Raw genomic sequence first — 21,309 nt, forward strand, 5'->3', positions numbered from 1 at the left:
GCCTGTGGAATCCGACGGAAAGCCGTGCCGCCCGTCGGGACTGTTCGAACGAAAAACAGCCTTCGCTGAAAAGCGACGAAAGCCGATGAGCGACGATCACGACCAAACTTCTCAGCCGCAGTCACCGGAGCATGTTCCGGTGCCGTCCGATTCCGTCCAGCTGACTCGCGGCGATTCGCCCGACACCCTGCCAGACGGTCCCCGACTGCTGTTTACGCCGCCGATCGACATTTATGAAACCGCCGACGGACTGGTCCTTTACGCGGACCTGCCCGGAGTGACCCGCGATGGTCTGGACCTGCAGGTTCAGGACAATCGGTTGACGCTGTTTGGCCGCGTGAGTCGTCGGGACGAACTGGATGGTCATCCGGTTCACGGCGAGTATCAGGTGGGCGATTTCCTGCGGTCGTTCATTCTCAGCGACGAGGTCGATCACGAGCGGATTACGGCTCGCCTGAATAACGGCCTGCTGCGAGTGGAATTGCCGCGGGCGACTCGGACAAAGCCGCGTCGGATTGAAGTGACGACCGAATAGTCGCGTCGCGTGCTCCGAAAGAAGCGTGAAACTGCGGATTCTTTCGGGAATTCGTTTCTGCGATCCTTGCAGCAACGTCACACCGTCATCACCTTGCCGCTTCCGAATGACCGTGTCAGCAATTGCTCCGGGCGGGCTCAGCATAAAGGTGTGGTGTGTCAGTTATCGTTCAGAAATTCGGTGGAACCAGTGTTGCCGACGCGGAAAAGATCCGTCGCGCGGCTGCCCGGGCCGTGGCCGCCAAACAATCCGGCCACCAGGTCGTGATGGTCGTCAGCGCTCGCGGCAAGAAGACGGATGAACTGGTCCAGCTTGCGTCGGAAATCAGTCGCAGGCCGCGTCCCCGGGAAATGGACATGCTGCTGGCAACCGGCGAACAGGAATCCGTTGCGCTGGTGGCGATGGCGGTCCACGAACTGGGCGAAGAAGCCATCAGTCTGACCGGCGCGCAGATTGGAGTACTGACGGACACCACACATACGCGGGCTCGAATCGTCAGTATCTCGACACAGCGAATGCGCGAGGCGCTGGACGCGGGTCATATCGTGATCGCTGCCGGGTTTCAGGGCGTCGACGAAAAATTCAACATCACGACTCTGGGACGCGGAGGCAGCGATACCACGGCCGCCGCTCTGGCCGCCGCGCTGAATGCCGAACTCTGCGAGATCTACACGGACGTTGAAGGCGTCTTCACAACGGATCCGCGAGTCGTCGCTGACGCTTCCAAGGTCGAACGGGTGTCCTACGACGAAATGCTGGAACTGGCCAGTCTGGGGGCGGGCGTTATGCATTCGCGTTCCATCGAGTTCGCGAAGAAATACGACGTCCATCTGTGCGTCAAGCCATCGTATTCGGACGGCCCCGGGACTCTGATCGCACCCGAGCCTGCTGATCCCGCTCCTGTTGTGACCGGAGTGGCGTTCGTTCGAAACGAATCCCGGATCGGCCTGAACGGCATTCCGGACCAGCCGGGTGTGATGAATCAGATCTTCGCGCTGCTGTCTGATGCAAAGATCCCCGTCGACATGATCGTGCAGAATGTCGGTGAATCGGGGATGGCCAGCATCTCCTTTACGGTCGCCGAAGACGATCTTGATCAGGCACTGCAGGTCGCCGCGCAGGCGGTCAAACTGCTGGGCAGCGGCGAAGTCGAACATTCGGCCAACCTGTCAAAGGTCTCCGTTGTCGGCCAGGGGATGCAGACGCATACCGGCGTGGCCGCGCAGATGTTTGACGTCCTGGCAAGGAACGGCATCAACATCTGTCTGGTCACAACCAGCGAAATCAAGATCTCCGTCCTGATTGAACGTTCGCGGTGCGATGAGGCCGTCAGGGCTGTTCACGACGGATTTCACCTGCAGCGCGGCACGGCAACGGTGCCCAGCGTTGGCTATCGGGCAACAAAGTCGCGGCCCGGTGCGCTTCGTGATCCGGCGAAGCTGGACGAAGACATCGTCGCTCGCCTGCAGAACATGGAAGACATCGTAGTCAGCGACATCTATGCCGACACCGATCAGGCGCGCATTACCATCAACCAGCTTCCTGACGATCCCGGTGTGGCGGCCGACGTCTTTTCGGCAGTGGCCGACGGCGGCGTGCTGGTGGACATGATTGTTCAGAATGTCGCCATGAACGGCGTCGCCAATATCTCGTTCACCGTGCCCTGCGAAGATGTCGACCGCACGATTCTGCTGCTGCGGGAAGTCCTGGAACGCTGGCCCACCACCGTTGTGTCCTGCGACCGGCGGATCGGAAAGCTTTCCGTTGTGGGAATCGGACTGCGAAGTCATACCGCCGTCGGTGCGCGGCTGTTTCGAACGCTGGCGGACGAATCGATCAACGTGCAGATGATCAATACCAGTGAAATCAAGGTCAGCGTCGTGATCGATCCCGCCAGCGTGGACGCGGCACTTGCTGCACTGCGCCGGGAATTCGGATTCAGCCAGGATCACGCTTCGGTCACCTGATGCGCGAAGCAATCACTTTGCCGCCGCATCGCCACCGTCGTGCGGCGCGTGTCAGTGGAACAGAATTGCCGCCGCGTCCTGTTCGGGCACAAAATTCATCACCAGTGGCTGCGAGAAATCCGGCTGCGACTGCTGCCAGGTTGCGTAGTAACCGTCCTTCGAATGCAGGACGTCGACGTATCGGCTGCATGCTGTTCCAAACGGGCTGAGAAACATCGGCTGAATGTCCGACAGCCGCTCGGCGTTTGCGATGTCGTCGTCAACAAACCAGGCCGCTCCTCCCAGTTCTTCGCAACTGTAGCCTCGCGGGCGAGACACCGCGGCGGAGTGTTCGTCCAGTGGACGCAGGCACTCGCCGCCACAGTAGAACAGCACGCTGTGCTGTCGATCGGCGAACGGACCGATTCGCGGAATCGGCAGGACGCAGGTGCCGCGCGTCATTGCCACATCCCACGTAGTTCCGCGAGCGAAAACGGAGTGTTCAGGAGCGGTTACGGTCTGTCCGATCGCCGGCAGGTCCGCCACGCCGGTATTCGAACTCGACCAGCAAAACGGATGGCTGCAGTATCCCAGCCGATCGCCGGACCTGGTGGCCCAGAAGAACGGGTCCTTGACGTGCAGGTGCTGCGGGCAGGTGCTCGAAAACGCAGGTTCAACCGGCGCGGACGACAGCTCGGCGACCGAATCGGCCCGCATCACGTCAATGCTCCACACGCCGGCTCCCGGCTTCAGAAAGCTCGCGACGCGGTCCGGGTATGGGATCCCGGACTTTTCCGTCGAAACGAACACCTCGACGCCCCGTGGTGTGAACCGAAGGCAGCTTCCTTCGATGGACACCACTTCACCGACAGAACTGTTCAGGGCGGCCTTGTCCCACGAGACGATTTTTTCGAATGTCCGGCCGCGGTCGCTCGAACGAAATACGGCCAGTTCCAGCCCGCGAACTCCGGCGGCAGTCCCGGTCCGGGAATCTCCGGCGTTGCGATAGCGTCCGATGACGTACAGGGTTCCGTCGGCTGCTTCGGCCATGTTTCCGCCACCGAACCAGAACCCGGATTTCGGTTCCTGCGGCGGAACGATCACTCGTGCTTCCTGCTGGCAGACAAGCACCTGGCAAAACCGAATCAGGCGGCTTCGGACGTCGGAATTCATTGTCATCGCGTTGGCAAATCCGAGACTTGACTACTGGTGAGTGGTGAGAATTACCACGCGGCGCTGCGCACCTCCAGCGCCGGGGGCCTGTCGGAGTATCGATTCTGCGGAAAGTAGTGATTGTGCGAGCGTCGAATGGCCGATGAATCACGTCGTGGGAAGGCGGGCTCCATGCCCGAATCTCGGGTGCCGCGCGGTGACGCGCCGGTGGCGGTCGAGGTACGTTCGTGAAAACGAACGGGGATTGAGGAGACGAACTCGGCCCAGCGGACCGGAACAAGTGTTTCCGGGGGCGATTGTGACGACGACTGTTGTCCTGAACTGGTTCGCTGGCCGAGCATTCGTCGAGTGCAGCGTAGCCGCAATGACATTGAATTGACCGTTTTCGGAGATCGACCATGTTGAAGCGAATCACGATGATCGCTGTGTTTGCCGCAGCGGTTTCGATCAGCCTGTGCAGCAGCACTCAAGCCGCCCCTCCAGGCCAGCCTGCCGATTGGCAGCGGTTCTACCATTATCCGTATGTTTACTATCCTCACACGTTCCAGCAGCCGCAGCAGTACGATCATCTGTACTACCGGTACTCGCCGGAGATGCGAATTCCGGTGTATCAGAAGAGCTGGTACAACTTTTATCCGACCGAAAAGCCGTACCACAGCGGCCATCATTTCATTCTGGATGTGTTCTGATCGGCCGTGGTCGAACATTTTCGTGAGCCGGCGCAGGGACTGCCGGCGCAGCGTCTTTGGACGCGGCGCGGCAGTCGCGGCGCGTTGTGACCGCAGTGATCCCGCCGTTCCGAAAAATCCGGATTTCGCCAATCCCATGCCAGGTAACGACCTACGTTCGGCGGCGCGATGAAATCAGATTCGCTTCCGCCAGGCTTCGCTTGACGAACTTCTCGCGGCGATTAAATTCCGGTCTCCGTGGTGACGAGTGGGGAGAAATGGGGATATCCCGGATTTCTCCGCAAGTCCTGTTATCAGATGCGTTTACGTGGCATGATGCCCCTCAGGTCGTTGACCAAAATGGCACTCACCGGCACATTTGAACGCACCATTGATGAAAAGTGGCGACTGGCAATTCCCAAGCCGCTGAAAGACGGATTTTCGGTTCGAGATGTCGGCGAACTCTACCTGGCTCCCGGCAATGAAGGCTGCCTGTCAGTCTACTCTCCGGAGGGCTTCGATGAGTTCGCGAAGCGAGTGGCCAGCGTTTCGCCAGGTCGTGCCAACGTCCGCAGTTTTCTGCGGCTGTTCTATTCGAAGGCGGAGCGAGTGGTGCTGGACAAGCAGTCTCGGATCCGGATTCCGGATCGCCTGATCACTCACGCAAGTCTGCAGCGCGAAGTCGTTATTCTTGGCGTCCATGACCATGCCGAAATCTGGGATAAGTCGGCATGGGACACTTTTTTGGAGCAAACAAGTTTTCATTTCGATGAACTGACATCCGAGACGCTGGAAAACTCCGTGTTTGAGCCGCAGGCTGAAAAGGCTGCACTCCAGCGCCTCAAGGGTTAAGCGGCCAGCGAACAGAAATAGGGCGTACCGAACTGCGGCACGAAGTCGCACATAAGGCGTGATCGTTCGCGGTCGTGGTTTTTAATCAGCAGAAAAGGATCTGCCGCCGGTGTCATGACGACGCCGTCTGACGGTAGAATTTTTTCGACGAACCTGGAACCTCCCGCAGGCTTTACCGGGCTTCGCGGAAGTAAATGGAGAACATGACGTTCTCCGCCGTGGTACGGTGTCTTCACAGATACCACAGTCGTTCGCTTCGTTGACCACAAAGGATGGTGCGAGAAGCGAACGACTGATGTGCCAGGTTTTTTGCTCTTCGCGCCATGCATTCCGGCGCGATAGGATTCGAGCCGCTTCATTCAGAAGCCTCTCCCATTCCGGGCCGACACCCCCGGCCCTTCGCAGGCTTTTCCGCCCGCGTCAGTCTCTCTCCGAATCCCCTCCTTCTAGTCTCTCCAGTTTTACCGTCTTGTGTCCGAGCGGCCTGTTCACGTTTCCGTGATGCCACGAGAAGTTCTGCATTACCTGCAGATTTCCGAAGGGCTGACGGTGGTCGACGGGACCGTCGGAGCTGGCGGACATTCTCAACTGATACTTCGCCAGCTTGGTGACACAGGCACGCTGATCGGTTTCGATCGCGATGCCATGATGCTGCGGCTGGCCACCCCGTTGCTCAGAAAACCCAACGTCATCCTGGTTCAGTCATCTTACAGCCTCGCCAGGGAAGCATTGGCGGAACGAAATATCACAAGTGTGGATCGCGTACTGCTGGATCTTGGGCTGTCGTCCGACCAGTTGGCCGATCGCACGCGCGGTTTCGGATTTGATGCCGGAGGACCGCTGGACATGCGATTCGACACTCAACTCGGACAACCGGCCGGCGAACTGTTGAACACTGCGGACCGGTCCCGCTTGATTCAGATATTCCGGGAATTTGGTGAAGAACCGTTCGCCGAAAGGATCGCAGATCGGATCGTTACCCGCCGAAAGCAGGGCGGACTGCAGACCGCACAGCAGCTTGAAGAGTGTATTCGCGCAGCGGTGCCGGATGCGGCGATTGCGAAATCGTCCAGAAACCCGGCAACGCGAGTGTTCCAGGCGCTGCGAATCGCCGTCAATCAGGAACTGCAGCACCTGCAGCACATGATGACCGACGTGCTGCCGCAGATCATGACGCCGGGTGGCATTGTTGTCGTGCTGGCGTTTCATTCACTCGAAGACCGAATTGTCAAATCCGCGTTCAAAGGACATCAGGGATGGCAGGTTCTGACAAAAACACCCGTGGAGGCGACGCCCGCCGAAATCCGTTTGAATCCCAGGAGCCGGTCAGCCAGGCTGAGAGCGGCCCGTTGGAAACCGGCGGCGTGAATTCTCGGCCCGAGCCGGCAGTCGACGCGAAACCCGGACTGTCGATCGAGGCTCGTCTGGGAATGTGCGTGGTGGTGATCCTGCTGTGCGCCTTCGGGTTTCTGGTGTACCGAAAATTTGACGCTCGCCAGAAACACCTGCTGAGCATGGCGGCAACAAACGGTGAGTCACAGGACGACGCCGCAGCCGGGGCCGACGACACTGCAACGGCTGGATTGCAGCAGCCCGTCGCAACGCGCCTTGCCGCGTTTGAACCGGATGATGTCGATCCGTTTGAGATCCGCGAAGTCAGTGTTGCTGAACCGGTGACAGTGGCGTCGCCGGACTCTCAGGATTTCGCGCAGTATTCGTCGAATCTGTTGGACACGGGTTCGACTGACGAGTTCTCGGACGAACCACCGTTCTCCGGGTTCGATGAACCTGCCGTCGAAACATCTGTGTTGATCGCCGATGCCGATAACGGCGCCGATAACGGCCGCGCTCAGAATGAAGATCCGTTCGAAACCAGCGCTCCGAATCATTCGGCACCGCACGGCCTGTTCGAGGACTTTGCAGGTAGCAACGCGGGAAGCCATCGGGAGCATGAACCAGCGCCCGCGGGCACAGACTGGGCAGATGGTTCCGGCTTCGACAGCGACCTGGCAGCACGCACGGCTGCAAGGGATACGGTCGCCGGGGTCGAAGAGCATTCCGCTCCGTTTGCGTTCGCGGAACGCGAGGAACATCAACCGCACAAGACGCACCCGTCGCCGCCCTCAGACGACGCGATTCCGGAATTCGCCTTTGACGTCGCGCAGAATGATCGGAACGCCGCGGTGCCGCACCACAAACACGCTCCCGATAACTTCGACACAGATAGCGAGCCGTCGGAGATTCTGTCCACAGTAGACGACCCTTCGCCACTGCGAGCGATCGACGACGATGGTTTCGACGACTTCACGGCGGCTGCGCCGCACGTTCATGAAGCGACGGAAGTTGCCATGCTGCAGTTGCCGGACCCGCCTCAGGGTGCCGACGTCGCTGAACCCGGTCAGACCACCGACCCTCCGTCGCTGACGATCGAAGGATTTGCCGACTTCGAAAACGATGACACCGACACGTCGACGACGGTGATCGATCAGCCAGGTGAAGCAGTCTTCGACCAGTTTCCGCGACCAATCCCTCACCAGGCTCCGCACCTGCCATCTGCGACAGCTTCGTCCGGTGACCATCACTTCGATCGCAGTTTCACGGTACAGGAATTCAACTACGACAACGGTGTCAGGCAGATTGCACACACGACCGAACCGTGCGACATCTGCGAAGTGCTGCCGAACGATAACTATTGGTCGATCTCAAAGCGCGCGTATGGAACGGCTCGATATTTTTCGGCCCTGGCGCTGTTCAACCAGCATCGAATTCCGGACCCGAAGAAGATGCGGCCGGGCATGAAAATTCTGATTCCTGAAGCGGCCACGCTGGAATCGAAATATCCGGAGCTGTTCCGTGACTATGAAACGAAGTCAAAGTTGCCGTCCGGGTACTTTGTGCAGGACGACGGCACACCGGCCTATCGCATTGGCGAACGCGAAACGCTGTCAGAAATCGCCCAAAAGCACCTTGGCCGCTCTTCTCGCTGGATTCAGATCTATCGGCTGAACCGATCAACGCTGCCAGATCCGAATAAGCTGAAGCCCGGAAGCGTGATCATCCTTCCGGACGACGCCACCAACGTTAACGTGCTGCCATAGAATGGCGCAGCCGTGTTGCGGACGCCTCCTGCGCCGGGGATTGTGCGTTCGGATCGCTCGTCAAATTCCGCATGATCGGTGAATCGAGCGAAGCTTCGCCGATCTGAACAGCCGGAAGCCCGGCGCCGTAGTCACCGCTCCCGATGAATCGCCGACGGTCCGAGTGCCGCCGGAAGTTTGTGAAACGCCGATGATTTCTCCGGGCGGTCGTGTTCGCAGGTCAGGCGAATCGACTTCTCGTAATTCGTTCCGGGAGAGACTTCGTGCTGTTTCGATTTGCTTCGGCGATACTTCTGGTCGTGGCGGTGTCCATGATCGGCGTCGCGCTGGAGCGGCAGTCGCTGCGGCTTCGCCGGTCGGTCAGCCGTCAGTACTACCAGACGGATCTGCTGCTGGAACTGCACGCTCGCCGGCGGCTGCGAATTCAGCAACTGACGGCTCCGGCGCAACTGGCGGCTTTGAGATCGGACAGCGCGCCGGCGACACGGACGCTTGTCCGCGACCACGGACGCCGCGATCGCAGTTTCGCAGCGCCGGACACGGAGCCGGCCGCGAACGCGGAAGCACATCCATCCGCCGGTTCTCGACTGCCGTTGCTGAGATGGGAACGTCCCGTCAATCCGGCGGTTCTGGAGTAACGATTCCGGCGCGAAGCCATTCCCTGGGCAGTGCGACGAAACATCACTGACGGCAAACTTCACCGAAGCGCGGACGGCAACCTTGTTCCGCGCCTCGCCCGATCACTTCTGTATGAATCACCAGGACAATGTCGGTCGCCAGCGGAAACCAGCTTCGAAGCGGCAGTGAGCGTGTTGTCGCACACTGGCGAAGTTCATTCGTCGCCGGCTGCGTGATTCTGGGGTGGGCTGTTCTGGTCGGACGTCTGATTCAGTTGCAGGGTGCTCAGCGCGAACTGCTGCACACGAAAGTCTCGCGGCAGAGCACATTTATCGACACGGTTCCGGCACGACCGGGTGAGATCCTTGATCGTAACGGGCATGTGCTGGCCATGACCGTAACGTGTGAGAGCCTGTACGCGGTGCCGGCGGAGATTGACGATCCCTGGGATTTCGCCCTGCCCCTGGCGACGGCGCTGAATCTGGATGCCGACGAGTTATTTCGCCGCGTGACGGAAGACCGGGATCGGCAATTTGTCTGGGTGCGCCGGCGGGTTACCGAGGATCAGGTGCGAGTAATCCGGGACCTCAATCTTCCGCCGCGAACGTGGGGTTTTCGGCGCGAGTATCTTCGTCAGTATCCGCAGGGAGCATTCGCGGCACATGTGCTGGGAATGCGGGACATCGACAACGCCGGCCACGGCGGGCTGGAACAGAGTCTTGACGATCTGATCCGCGGTGTGGACGGCCGCCGCGTCATGACTCGGGATGCGCGCGGCGTTGTCGTCGAAGTGGAAGCCGCCCGGTCGAAGGTTCCCGAACACGGTCGCACCGTGATTTCGACTCTGGACCTGCTGACGCAGATCGAAACCGAACGGCAACTGGACGAACTGGTCCGGCGCTGGCAACCCGTCGGTGCCTGTGCCGTTGTGATGGAACCAGGGACCGGCGACATCCTGGCGATGGCCTCGCGACCGTCGTTTGACCCCAACACGCCGTCACAGATTCCTGACAATGCCTGGCGGAATCTGGCCGTTTCCGCCGTGTTCGAACCCGGTTCCACGTTCAAACCGTTTATCGTCGCCTGGGCAATGCAGCACGGCCTGCTTCAGCCTGACGAGATGATTCCCTGCTTTAACGGTGCCTACCGTATGGGTCGCCGAGTTCTGCATGATCATCACGCGTACTCCGAACTCAGCGTCGAAGATGTGCTGGTGAAGTCCAGCAACATCGGGATGGCCCGCATCGCCGAACGCATGGGACTTGACGGTCTGTACGAAGCGACCGCCGCGTTCGGATTTGGCCGGCGCACCGGCATCGAACTTCCCGGAGAAATCGACGGCCTGGTACGGGATCGAAGTGACTGGAATGACTACTCGCTGGGTTCGATTCCGATGGGACACGAACTCGCGGTAACGCCGCTGCAACTGATCACCGCGCACGCCGCGCTGGCCGCCGGCGGACAACTCGTTCGCCCGCGACTGCTGATCGATACCACCGACCAGACCACTGACGCGTCGATCGTCTCAATCCCGACCGTGGATCCCACAACGCCGGTGGAATCTCGCCTGGTGCGACCGGACGTCGCCGCATGGGTCGTGACCGGTCCCATGAAAGGCGTTGTCGAACGAGGGACGGCGAAATCGGTCCGAGTTTCCGGGCTGAGCATGTTCGGCAAGACCGGAACGGCTCAAAAGGCAGACCCGGTTAACGGCGGGTATTCCGTTTCCAGGGATGTGTGTTCGTTCGTCTGCGGAGCCCCGGCCGAATCACCTCGGGTTCTCGTCCTGGTGATGGTCGACGAACCGACCGGCGAAGGTTCGCATTTCGGCGGAACCGTCGCGGCTCCAGCGGCCACCGCGGTTCTGCAGTTCGCTCTGAAGCGCACGGCGGTGTTGCGTTCTCGATGAACGTCAGTTGTTGTCGCTGCCGCGCGGCCCGGATACGATGGAACGCGACAATATTCGAACACCTCGGCGCGCAGGAATCTCGCGTCATCGTATCCCGTGCATGTCTGTGAGCGACCGGATTGAGTTCCCTGGGATCAAGAACTACCGAACCCGTAACGAGCAAGCCGGGAACTGCCGAATCAGGAACCACCGGCTTGCGGCACATGGCTGTCGTGGCGGTTGCTGCGCTGATGCTTGCAGCGCTGCTCTGGCATGTCGGGACCAGTCGTTCGGCACAGACATCGCTGCTCGATCGCGCTGCCATGGCTCTGGATCGCGGTGACGCCGCGTCCGCGGAAAGCCTTGTTACCCAGTTTCTGCGGGCGACGAATCAGAAACCGGAGTCCGTCGAACAGCTTTTTGCCGTCGGCCGGCAGTTGCTAAGTTCCGGCAGACTGGCGACTGCGGAAGCGTGCCTGCGGCGCGTGTTGCGGCACGATCCTTCGCACACCGGTGCCAACGATCATCTGGTGTTTCTGCTGCGAATCGAAGGAAGGTTATGGGACGCGCAGCAGCCGCTGCTTGCTCTGTTTCAAAGCGGTTGCTTCATCCCGGAACAGACGGGGCGTGCGTTTCCGATAAACGCAGCGGAGTACCTGGTTGCCGCGTCAACGACGGAATTCCTGCTGCTGACAGACGACGAAACCCGCTTTGCGGAAATGTGTCACAACAGCGTGGCCGATGATTTTCTGCCGTATCTCGGCCAGGCACGGCAGGATCTGTGGGCCGATGACCTGGGTACCGCGGAATCCGTGTTTCGGCAGGTTGCCGACAAACACCCCGAAATTCCGGAAGCACAGGTTGGCGTCGGCACCGTCCTGCTGCGAAGTCAGCGGCCGGAAGCGTTTCTTGCGTGGCGGGATCGGCTGCCGCGATCGGCTTATCAACACCCGGACATCTGGGTGCTGCTGGGAATGTTCGCGAAGGAATTCGGACACGATGCGGAAACGACCGCTCGCTGTTTTCGCGAAGCCGTCCGTCTTCATCCGGGACATCGGCAGGCCGCATATCATCTCGCACAATCCCTGCGAACTCTCGGCAGGACCGAGGATGCGGAAGTCTTGTCACGACATGCGGCGAAGCTGGCGTCTCTGGAATATGCCATTCGGACGGCTGTCAGCGAGCCCCGGCGTATTCGCGAAGTTGTCGAACTGTTGGATTCGATGGGACGGTTTTATGAGGCCACTGGCTGGTGCGAACTCGCCCGCGAAATGCGCACCGACGTCGATTGGGCTACCGAACGCCTGACCGGGCTGCGAAGTCGCACCGCGGAAGCAAGGGCTCTGGTCGCGTCCGAATTTCGCCCCGTGGTGAATCCAGACCTGCCGCCGATCTCAGCGGCGGAAGTCCGGGTTTCTGATTCGTCGGACGCTCCTGCTCGCAGGACTGAAGACGTCACGATTCGCTTTCAGGACGACTCTGCCAGTGCGGGTCTCGAATTCCAATTCTTCAACGGTTCGGAACCGGACGACAATCGCGCGTGGATGTTCGAATTCTGCGGCGGCGGCGTTGCTTCCTTCGATTTCGATGCCGACGACTGGCCGGACCTGTACTTCACACAGGGTTGCCTGTGGCCGCCGAGTCGTCTGAAGGAGCGGGCGATCGCGGACCGAATGTTTCGCAACATGTCGGGAAACCGGATGACCGACGTCACCGCACCTTCGGGACTCGGCGATCTCCGTTACACGTGCGGCGTGACGTCCGGCGACATCGACGCTGATGGGTTTGATGATCCGTACCTTTCGAACATCGGGGGCAACTCGCTGTATCGCAACAACGGCGACGGAACGTTCTCCAGAGTTCCGGACAGTTGTGGTGCCAGCGGCGAAGACTGGACCGTTTCCAGCGTGATGGCCGATCTGAACGGGGACCGACTGCCGGATATCTATGCGGTCAACTATCTCGCCGGCGACGTGCTGGAACGTACCTGCACACATCGCGGACGTCCGATTCAGTGCTACCCGACCAGCTTCCCGGCGGCTCAGGACCGGCTTTATCTGAATCAGGGAGACGGTACGTTCGCCGACGTCACTGACGCCTCCGGAATCGTGATGCCCGACGGTAAGGGCATGGGAGTCGTCGCGGCGGATCTGGACAATTGGGGCGACTCAGCCTGTTCGTGGCCAACGACACGACCGCCAATTTCCTGTTCCAGAATCGCACCGAATTGCCCGCAGGCCCGCCGGTGTTTGAGGAACGCGGAGTTTCCGCAGGCGTCGCGCTTGGTTCGGACGGGCAGGCGCAGTCGGGAATGGGCATCGCCGCCGGAGACATCAACAACGACGGTCGACCCGACTTCTTCGTAACGAACTACTATCTGGAACCGAACAACCTGTTCGTGCAGATTTCGGAAGGTCAGTTCGAAGACCAGGCCCGGCGATTCAGGCCGCACGAATCCGGGTACACACGAATGGGCTGGGGAGCCGCAATTTCTTGACGGCGATCTGGACGGCGATGATGATCTGGTTGTGGCAAACGGGCATCTCGACGATTTCTCTTCCGACGGAGTGCCCTATCGAATGTTGCCCGCCTGTTATCAGAATCGCGGCGATTCCGGATTCGACGAATTGACAGGTGCCAGCGCGGGGAATTTCTTCAGTGAACCGGCGCTGGGCAGAGCCGTTTCGCGGCTGGACTGGAATCGGGACGGCCTGCCGGACCTGGCGGTGACCAGCGTCGGCACCTCCGCAGCGCTGCTGACCAACATTACGCCGGACGCCGGCAACTTCGTGAAATTTCAACTTGTTGGAACATCATCCGAACGATGCGCGTTCGGAGCACGTGTGCAGCTCGACAGCGGCGACCGTACGTGGACCCGGCAGCTAGTCGCAGGAGACGGCTTCTCGGCGGCGAACCAGCGTTGTCTGATTTTCGGGATCGACGACCGTTCGAAGCTGGACAGGGTCATTGTGACCTGGCCATCCGGTCGAATTCAGACGTATAAGAATCCGGAACCGAATTCACATTACACAATCGTTGAAGACTCGAACAAAGTCTGGAAAAAGCCCTGATGAGCATGTTCCTGACACGACCGCACCGCGCGATCCCGTTGCTGCTCATGCTGTCCCTGATTCCGGCTGTCGGGTGCAGCGACTCCGGCAAGGGGGCTGCCGGAAATCCGGAAGAGCAGCATGCGGCACTCGCACAGAATCCGCCGGAACTGACGGTCAAGTGGCAGCGCGGCAGCATTGGGTTCACGCACTGGCCGTCTGGCGACGCCGGGTACGGAGAAATGTTCTTTCAGCGGGGGCAGGTGACCGATGAGAAGTTGAAGACACTGACGAATCTCCAAAACCTGCGAGATCTGGATCTGGCCTACACGGAAGTCACCGATGACGGACTGTCACAGTTCGAGCAACTCACGTCGCTGGCGCGCATTGACCTGACTGGCACGAAAATTACGGACGCCGGTCTGGAATACATCGGGCGGACTCCATCGCTGATGGAACTGCGGCTGACGAATACTCGCATCGGCGATCCAGGCCTGAAAACGCTGACAGCGACTGCTGAAAAACTTCGATTTGTCTTTCTTGACGGCACAGACGTCGGTGACGAAGGTCTCCGTCAATTGTCGTCGATGCCGAGTCTTGAGGGTGTCGACCTGCGTGGATGCAGGAACATTACGTCCGCCGGGGTTCTGCACCTGGCGGGCCTGCCGAATCTGAAGCAACTGGTCGTTTCTGAGACTGCGGTCGGCGACGAGTTCCTGTCCGAACTTCCGAAGTTCCGCCAATTGATCTTCCTTGATGTCGGTCCGAACGTCACCGAAGCAGGGCGTGCCAATCTGGCCAGTCTCACTGAACTGGTGGCGGTTAGATTGTCCGGCCCCGGCGTCACCGATGGTGTGCTGAAGCAGCTTTCGTTGCCCGGTTTGCAGGAAATTCGATTGGATAGTACCGCCGTAACCGACGACGGACTGAGCGTGCTTTACGGGGCGAACGACCTGCGGCGCCTGTTTTTGACTTCGTCGATGGTGACCGAAGACGGTGCCAACAAGCTGCGCGCGACGTTGTCGAATTGCCTGGTTCGATTGGAGTCGTCCGATGAGTCGGAGTAGTCCAGCTTCTCCGCAGAAACCCGCGCTTCGCAGAAACCCGAGTAGCGGCCGCGATCGGTTTCGAACTCTCGTTCAGAACCTGTGGGACAATGGCCGGTGGCTCCAGCTTCTCCGGCCAAACTCTGGGCGACGCATGGCATTGCTGCTTTGATCTTCCCGAATCACCACCACGGCATCTCGATTGGGCACGTGCATCGCAATTGGCGGTGACCCGAGCGATGACGATACGTCCCGAAGACTCCGGCCGTGGCTCGGCACAGGATTGCGCGATTTTACGACGGCAACCCACGCGATCAATTTCCACGGAGACGAAACGGGCCTTTCCGATTCACTCGGTGAGCCATCGCGAGGCCGGGGAGTCCTGCGGTTTCTTCCTGGCGAACCTGCGGTTTCTTCCTGGCGAATACGAACCCAACGTAACATCTGGTCTGCAGTAAATGCGATGGCAGCGGGGAGTGCGGCAGTCATACCAAAGAGAAGTCATTCTGCTGCCGCATGAGGTGATTCTGTGGCAATCTGGGGGAGAGAACTTTCACCAGTCCCACTCGCGTCGGCAGGGAAAAACATGAAGTTTCTCGGCTGTTCCATCAGAAAATCGTGGCATTCTCAAGGTTGCAAACGCCCCGAGGATCATCATAATGATTTTGGCGAGTGCCGTTTGGGTTGTTTGTGCGATCCGGCGGTGGATGTTTCATTCCGGTCTCGCCACGGTTTGCAGTCACATTCTGGTCCTTTGTTTGTTCAAAAGGAGGTTCTCTGATGCAGCATCTGAAGTCCCGAAAACGAGGGTTCACCCTCATCGAATTGCTGGTCGTGATCGCGATCATTGCAATTCTGATCTCGTTGCTCCTGCCGGCAGTGCAGCAGGCACGAGAGGCCGCACGTCGTACTCAGTGCAAGAATAATCTGCATCAGCTTGGATTGGCATTGCACAACTATCACGACACCTACGGCCAATTTGCGTTTGCACAGGGATGGAACGACAATCCTGACGGCGATTCCGCCCGCCTTTGGAATCCCGGTACATCGCAGGCGAAAGGCAGTCTTTTTGTCGGTTTGTTGCCTTACATCGACCAGGCCACCCTGTATGAAAAGCTGGACTTTGGCAACCTGACGAATCCAGCACCGCCGGAACAGCAGGTTGTCGACGCGGCTACCGGCCGCCGCCTGCAGGAAGTCGTGCTGCCGGCATTGATCTGTCCCAGCGACGACCATGCCAAGACGTTTAACAACATCGGACTGACAAACTACGCAGGTTCGACGGGCGCCCAGGAATGTGCAAACATTACAGGTTGCACTCTGTTCCCCGGCAACGTCTTCGGAACAGGCCCCGCGGGACACGGCGGAGTACACATCAGAGCGGTTGCAGCGCCAAGGGCGGCAGCAACGGCGTCAATGGCTCCTGTGTCTCCGGCATCTACGCTCGATGGGGATGGGGTGCCAGTCTTCGCATGATCAAAGACGGTGCATCCAACACGATTCTGCTGGGCGAAGTTCGGCCCCTTTGCGGCGACCACTACCACCTTGGCGGCGGATGGGCTGGTTTCAATGCGAACTGGACCGGAACCGCCGGACCGATCAACTGGGGAACCTGCCCGGAAGATCCGCTGTACAGCAACGACAACTCGTCCATGTGCCACGACATTCGTGACTGGCGATTGTCACAGGCATTCAAGTCGCGTCACGAAGGCGGAGCACAGTTTCTGCTGGCCGATGGCTCGATCAAATTCCTGTCAGAAAACATCGACTGGATGACTTACCAGAAGCTGGGAGATCGCCGTGACGGACAGGTCATCGGTGAATTCTAGTCTGCCAGTGTGACCCTGTTGGTGTGAAGCTTACGCAAGCTGCGCGATGTGACCTGAACGAAGGTATCCGCCGCTCGTCGTCGGAAACGGTTCTCCAGGTTGCTCGGCGCAATTTTTCGTTGGTGGTCACTCTTGACGTGATCCACCAGATTTTGTCAGTACGGAATGCCGGGACGACACCAGCAGTCGCAGCAGCATTCGTGCAGTGACTTGTCGCCGTTCTCAGTCCGCGACGGAGATCGGGTAAGAAACGCTGCACCGCGAGACGAGCGGCACACGCTGCACATACTTCAGGATCCTGTTGCGCTTCCCGAGACCTGAAATCCAGCCCCGACCGGGTTACAATGTTTCGTTCCGCACCCGCTGTTGCGACAAGCTCACCCATCCTGTCAGCGGTCATGCGACATTCTTTGTTCGCCGGTCTGAATAGCGCCAGCACACGGCGTAGACGTTGCTTTGGGCATCGATAGATCTTTGTTTCGACATGAGGAGAGATTTCCGTGAAGTTCAAGTCAGTTGCGTTCTGTAGAGTTCTGTTGCCAGCGATTGTCGGCCTGGCGCTTCTTCCAATCGTCGGATGCGGTGGTGCTAACGACCGGCTGGAAACATCACCTGTCAGCGGCACCGTCACTGTTGACGGGGCACCGGTTGCCGGCGCGTCGGTCAATTTCCACCCCGTTTCGGAAACCAAGAGCCGGGAAGCGTACGGGATTACAAACGACCAGGGAGAGTTTTCGCTGACAACTTATGACGATGGTGACGGTGCCGTTCCGGGTACTTACCTGATCTCGATCACAAAGCGGGAAGTCAAGAAGGGACTGGACCCAAGCACTTTGACTCCCAGCGGTCCCGATAATCCCGGGAGTGCGGAATATGCAAAAATGATGATCGGCAACAACCGCGAAAGCGCCTTCGAAGACACGGGGGCTGTTCCTGCACAATACCAGGATAAAGAATCGTCCGGACTCAAGCGAACCGTTGACGCAGGAGGCGGAAACGTTTTCAACTTTGAACTGAAGAAAGAGGCCGCACCGGAAAAGAACTGATAACGGACGGCCTGCCGGTATTCCCTCGTCAGCGAATGGCACGACGGTTGACTTCGTGCCGGGCAAGTTCCCGTCGATTGCGGTTACATGGAAAATGACACAAGACATCATTTTCGCTCGTGGAAGCGCGTCGGCTCGCTGTTCGTCCTGGCAGTCATCGTGTGTTTCTCGGGAAGCTATGCGCTGCGATGGCACGGTATTCGTCAGGCGCGTCAGGCGCTGACAATCCATGATCCGGATCTTGCTCTTCAGTGGCTGGCGACTGCGCGTCGCTTTTCATTCGACAATGCCGAGATTCAGTTCCTGACTGCTCGTGCGTATCGCCGGCTCGGCGATCCTGAAGCGATGCGGCAACACCTGGAGCTTGCCGGAAAGCTTGGCTGGCCAAGAGATGTCCTGGAGCGGGAATTCACGCTGGCTCAGGCACAGGCAGGAATGCTGCAACAAGCGGAACCGTACCTTCAGGGCATGTTGCTGGATTCCGGTGGCGATGGGGCGGAGATCTGCGCAGCGTTCGTCAACGGGTACGTACATCACTATCAGTTCGGACGCGCCTTTGCCCTGCTGGACGCATGGGAAAAGGATTTTCCTGTCGATGCCGAACCGTACATGATGCGGGGACGGCTACGGTATCAATGGCAGGACTGGACGGCGGCCGAAGCGGCGTTTCGAGCGGCTCTGGATCGCCGCCCGGAGCTGTTTGAGGCGAAACTAGGGCTCGCACACGTGCTTGCGGCACAGCAGAAGTTGGATGTTGCCGAACGTTTATATCTGGAATGCCTGAAGAGCAGACCACACGATACCGGACTTTTGATTGGCTGGGGCGAGTGCCTCGCGAACCAGGGACGGCCAGAGGAAGCAGCCGATGTTTTTCATCAGGCCATTGCCAACGAACCGGATAACTGTTCCGCCCGGCTCGGACTGGGCAAGATTTCTCTTGATAACGGGGACGCGGATGAAGCGATTACCTGGCTGGAACCGGCACTGGCGGCCTGCCCCAGGCAACCGGATGTCAGGTACATCTATGCTCAGGCGCTGCTGGCATCCGGAAGAAAAGACGCAGCGGCAGAGCATCTTGAATTCTTCAAATCTGCCAGTGATGCTCTCAGGGAGGTCTCAAGACTGACGTTACATCTCGTAACGAATCCCGATGACCTGAAAGCTCGATTCGAAGTCGGAAGGCTTTACCTTGAATTCGGAACAGCGGAAGAGGGCGCCAACTGGCTGAAGACAGTACTGGCGGTTGATCCGAACCACGTTCCTGCTCACCGCCTGCTGATGGAGTACTACCAGCAGCACGGTGAAGACGACCTGGCCGAACAGCACCGCGCATTTCTGAAGACGTCCGGTGTTCCCGGGGCGTCATAGTTCCGTGGGCGTTCGACTTATTGACTTTTCCCAATCTGCAAAGAACAAAGCAATGAATGACAAGGCGACCACCGAATCACCCGGTGACGATGACAACGACTCCCGCGACGCGCCGGAGCAGGCTCCGGATTGAAGTCGGAAGTGTCGGCCCGGGCGGTACTGATTCCCATTCTTCTGGCCGTGTTGGCAATCGGCGGATTCTTCGCCTACCGAAAGGCCGACGCCTGGCAGGAAGAGGCTGCTCGAAAGGAAGTCACTAAGCATGCGGAGCCTCCCACGGAATGGAAGGGGCTGCGCTGAATGACACGCGAGCTCAGATTGCGAAGATGCTTGTTGAGTCCGGAGCCCGCTGGCCGTCAATTCAGAAGCCCGGAATGTCGCCGACACCCTGGGCCGCTCAGGTGCGCCTGAAGTTCAACGGACATGATGCGGAAGAATTTTCGCTGCGGTTTTCCGACGGTCAGCGGTGGGACTACGGACAACACCCGGAAGCGTCGAATGAGGTTGTTGACGAGAAGACGCTGATCGGTTCGTTCGATCCGGATGCAACACTGACCGGCATCATGTGGAAGGTTCCCCTTTCTGACTACGACGTCACAAACGAAACGGTCCCGCTGGAAGTGCTACAGGCGCTGGGCACTCCGGATTCACAGGACAGAGACATCACCGGCGCCGGGAACGTCTACCTTTGGGAATGGCCCACCGTGAAGGCGTTCTTCACCACCGTTGACAGCAAGGTCTCGCTGCAGCTTCCCTGACACAGTTCCGGCGGCTGACGGCTGCGATCGAAGAATGGTGGCAGGACTCGGCGGCTGGCGCGTGCTCGCAGTGTCCCACCGTCACGCTCGGCACCGGCAACCGCAGTTATTCCGGTGTGACCGGTGCGGAGACCGAATTTCCGGTGCCGCGCATGGTCCTGCGGACGCGCAGGGCTTCCGCGGCGCGGCGCCACATTTCGGCGAGTTCCGGTTCACCCATCTTCTCGCAGATGGCAGCCAGTTCCTCACGATATCGGGGTTCCGTGGGATGCTGATCGGCCTGCCGATAGAGTTCCGTTGCCTCCGTTCGCAGCAACAAAGATTCTTCACTTAACTGCAACTGTTGCTGTGAAAGCTCCTTCTGTCCCGCCTGGCCATAGATGATTCCAAGCAGGTATCGGGCTTCGTGATCCTGGGGACTGGAATCCAGGATTTTCTGCAGTGCGGCAATTGCTTCCGGCCAGCGTTGAGACTGCTGAGCGATGTCGGCTGACAACAGCAACGCGTCGCGGTTGTCGGGTTCTTCCTGCAGAACCTGTTTCAGCAGTTCGCCGGCCTGGTCGGATTCTCCCAGCGAAAACGCACATTCGGCCCGGACGGCAAGCGCGGCTGCGTCGCCCGCCAGGCCGGGCGCTTTGCTGAGCGACTCAAGTGCCTGGTCGTACTGCCGCAGCTTGACGCGAGCCCTCGCGAGTTCCAGGTAAAGCTGTTCACGGTGCTCTGCCGACGGGTTTCGATCCAGTGCTGCCTGAAACTCCGCGGCGGCATCGTCATACTTTTCCAGATCATAGGAAATGACGCCCAGCAGCCGATGCGGACGGTAGTCGTCCGGATCCAGTTCCACGACGCGCTGGATCTGAAGCATCGCGGCATTGACAGTCCCCAGATCGTAGTAAATTGACCCCAGCCAGCGCCGGGCGTCGACCTGATCCGGCTCATCTTCCACGACGTACAGGAAACACATTTCCGCTTCCGCGTGGCGCTGCAGCCGGTAATAGCACTCACCCAGCAGCAGCAGCGACGGCTGTCGCAATTCGTCAGCGGGTTCCACGGCCGACAGCCACGGAAGCGCCGCGGAAGGATTTCCGGAACGCAGCAGAATCCCACCGGTCAGCAGGCGGGTATGGGGAAGAAAAGCTCTGTCCTGCGGCAGTTCGGCCAGGTCTGCTTCGGCCTGCGAAAGATCACCGTCCAGCAGCGCCCGCACTGCTCGCTGGAATCGATCCGGCGCGGAGATCTCCGGCGCACGATCGGTGAATCGCCATCCGACGACGGCGACGATCGCGATCAGCAATGCCAGCAGGATAAGAGGCCGAAGCCGGAACACCTTCACCATAAACCGGATTCTCGCAGTTAGCGCGCAACGTCGAAACCAAACCTGCGTATCGTAAGTGAATCGTTACTGTCACGGCAGTACAGCGACGACGCTGCGGC

20 protein-coding genes and 1 pseudogene are annotated in these 21,309 nt (G+C 59.4%); 19 read left to right on the forward strand and 2 right to left on the reverse strand.

Translation table 11 applies throughout. The features are described from left to right. The first annotated feature begins 85 nt into the window (after positions 1-85). Both R3C19_19515 and R3C19_19520 read left to right on the forward strand, forming a co-directional pair. Positions 86-535, forward strand: a complete 450-nt coding sequence (locus R3C19_19515) for an Hsp20/alpha crystallin family protein (GenBank protein MEZ6062537.1) — start codon at positions 86-88, stop codon at positions 533-535. Positions 536-690: 155 nt separating this feature from the next. Continuing rightward, complete coding sequence (locus tag R3C19_19520; GenBank protein ID MEZ6062538.1) at positions 691-2,502, forward strand: aspartate kinase; 1,812 nt, start codon at positions 691-693, stop codon at positions 2,500-2,502. A gap of 51 nt (positions 2,503-2,553) precedes the next feature. Here the strand turns inward: R3C19_19520 and R3C19_19525 are convergent, their stop codons facing one another. After that, positions 2,554-3,660 carry a hypothetical protein gene (locus R3C19_19525; GenBank protein MEZ6062539.1) on the reverse strand — a complete coding sequence of 369 codons (1,107 nt, stop codon included), beginning with the start codon at positions 3,658-3,660 and terminating at the stop codon, positions 2,554-2,556. A gap of 392 nt (positions 3,661-4,052) precedes the next feature. On the opposite strand from R3C19_19525, the gene R3C19_19530 reads away from it, so the two are divergent. The 17 genes and pseudogenes from R3C19_19530 to R3C19_19610 all read left to right on the forward strand — a co-directional run bounded on the left by R3C19_19530 (position 4,053) and on the right by R3C19_19610 (position 19,875). Further along, a complete protein-coding gene (locus tag R3C19_19530; GenBank protein MEZ6062540.1) occupies positions 4,053-4,343 on the forward strand; it encodes a hypothetical protein in 291 nt (96 codons plus the stop codon). A 339-nt stretch (positions 4,344-4,682) separates the two neighbouring features. Continuing rightward, positions 4,683-5,174, forward strand: coding sequence for a division/cell wall cluster transcriptional repressor MraZ (locus R3C19_19535; protein MEZ6062541.1), 492 nt, complete (start codon positions 4,683-4,685; stop codon positions 5,172-5,174). A 471-nt stretch (positions 5,175-5,645) separates the two neighbouring features. Continuing rightward, entirely contained in the window at positions 5,646-6,542 is an 897-nt protein-coding gene (rsmH, locus tag R3C19_19540) for a 16S rRNA (cytosine(1402)-N(4))-methyltransferase RsmH (protein MEZ6062542.1), read from the forward strand. After that, positions 6,539-8,272 (forward strand): LysM domain-containing protein, encoded by a 1,734-nt coding sequence (locus tag R3C19_19545; protein MEZ6062543.1) that lies wholly within the window; start codon positions 6,539-6,541, stop codon positions 8,270-8,272. The genes rsmH and R3C19_19545 overlap by 4 nt, the downstream gene beginning before the upstream one ends. A 263-nt stretch (positions 8,273-8,535) precedes the next feature. Then, positions 8,536-8,910, forward strand: coding sequence for a hypothetical protein (locus R3C19_19550; GenBank protein ID MEZ6062544.1), 375 nt, complete (start codon positions 8,536-8,538; stop codon positions 8,908-8,910). Positions 8,911-9,038: 128 nt separating this feature from the next. Then, the gene (locus tag R3C19_19555; protein ID MEZ6062545.1) at positions 9,039-10,799 is read left to right on the forward strand and encodes a penicillin-binding protein 2; all 1,761 of its coding nucleotides are present in this window, start codon (positions 9,039-9,041) and stop codon (positions 10,797-10,799) included. A 203-nt stretch (positions 10,800-11,002) separates the two neighbouring features. After that, on the forward strand, positions 11,003-13,144 hold the full coding sequence (locus tag R3C19_19560) for an FG-GAP-like repeat-containing protein (GenBank protein MEZ6062546.1): 2,142 nt from the start codon (positions 11,003-11,005) through the stop codon (positions 13,142-13,144). Next, positions 13,090-13,275, forward strand: a complete 186-nt coding sequence (locus R3C19_19565) for a VCBS repeat-containing protein (protein MEZ6062547.1) — start codon at positions 13,090-13,092, stop codon at positions 13,273-13,275. Before R3C19_19560 ends, R3C19_19565 begins: the two co-directional genes overlap by 55 nt. An 82-nt stretch (positions 13,276-13,357) precedes the next feature. Further along, complete coding sequence (locus R3C19_19570; GenBank protein ID MEZ6062548.1) at positions 13,358-13,849, forward strand: ASPIC/UnbV domain-containing protein; 492 nt, start codon at positions 13,358-13,360, stop codon at positions 13,847-13,849. Next, positions 13,849-14,895 carry a hypothetical protein gene (locus tag R3C19_19575; protein ID MEZ6062549.1) on the forward strand — a complete coding sequence of 349 codons (1,047 nt, stop codon included), beginning with the start codon at positions 13,849-13,851 and terminating at the stop codon, positions 14,893-14,895. Before R3C19_19570 ends, R3C19_19575 begins: the two co-directional genes overlap by 1 nt. A gap of 759 nt (positions 14,896-15,654) precedes the next feature. Further along, on the forward strand, positions 15,655-16,350 hold the full coding sequence (locus tag R3C19_19580; GenBank protein ID MEZ6062550.1) for a DUF1559 domain-containing protein: 696 nt from the start codon (positions 15,655-15,657) through the stop codon (positions 16,348-16,350). Beyond that, positions 16,275-16,703: pseudogene (locus tag R3C19_19585) on the forward strand (DUF1559 domain-containing protein). Before R3C19_19580 ends, R3C19_19585 begins: the two are co-directional and overlap by 76 nt. 500 nt (positions 16,704-17,203) lie before the next feature. Continuing rightward, complete coding sequence (locus R3C19_19590) at positions 17,204-17,749, forward strand: carboxypeptidase-like regulatory domain-containing protein (GenBank protein ID MEZ6062551.1); 546 nt, start codon at positions 17,204-17,206, stop codon at positions 17,747-17,749. A gap of 87 nt (positions 17,750-17,836) precedes the next feature. Next, positions 17,837-19,117, forward strand: a complete 1,281-nt coding sequence (locus R3C19_19595) for a tetratricopeptide repeat protein (GenBank protein MEZ6062552.1) — start codon at positions 17,837-17,839, stop codon at positions 19,115-19,117. A 4-nt stretch (positions 19,118-19,121) separates the two neighbouring features. Continuing rightward, entirely contained in the window at positions 19,122-19,250 is a 129-nt protein-coding gene (locus tag R3C19_19600; protein ID MEZ6062553.1) for a hypothetical protein, read from the forward strand. After that, positions 19,247-19,417, forward strand: a complete 171-nt coding sequence (locus tag R3C19_19605) for a hypothetical protein (GenBank protein MEZ6062554.1) — start codon at positions 19,247-19,249, stop codon at positions 19,415-19,417. The genes R3C19_19600 and R3C19_19605 overlap by 4 nt, the downstream gene beginning before the upstream one ends. Then, positions 19,399-19,875 carry a hypothetical protein gene (locus tag R3C19_19610; GenBank protein MEZ6062555.1) on the forward strand — a complete coding sequence of 159 codons (477 nt, stop codon included), beginning with the start codon at positions 19,399-19,401 and terminating at the stop codon, positions 19,873-19,875. The genes R3C19_19605 and R3C19_19610 overlap by 19 nt, the downstream gene beginning before the upstream one ends. 106 nt (positions 19,876-19,981) lie before the next feature. Here R3C19_19610 and R3C19_19615 read toward each other — a convergent pair whose 3' ends face one another. After that, a complete protein-coding gene (locus R3C19_19615) occupies positions 19,982-21,211 on the reverse strand; it encodes a tetratricopeptide repeat protein (GenBank protein ID MEZ6062556.1) in 1,230 nt (409 codons plus the stop codon). Between the last annotated feature and the right edge of the window lie 98 nt (positions 21,212-21,309).

It is taken from the genome of Planctomycetaceae bacterium (genome assembly GCA_041398785.1).
In the GTDB taxonomy this organism is placed as follows: Bacteria; Planctomycetota; Planctomycetia; order Planctomycetales; family Planctomycetaceae; genus JAWKUA01.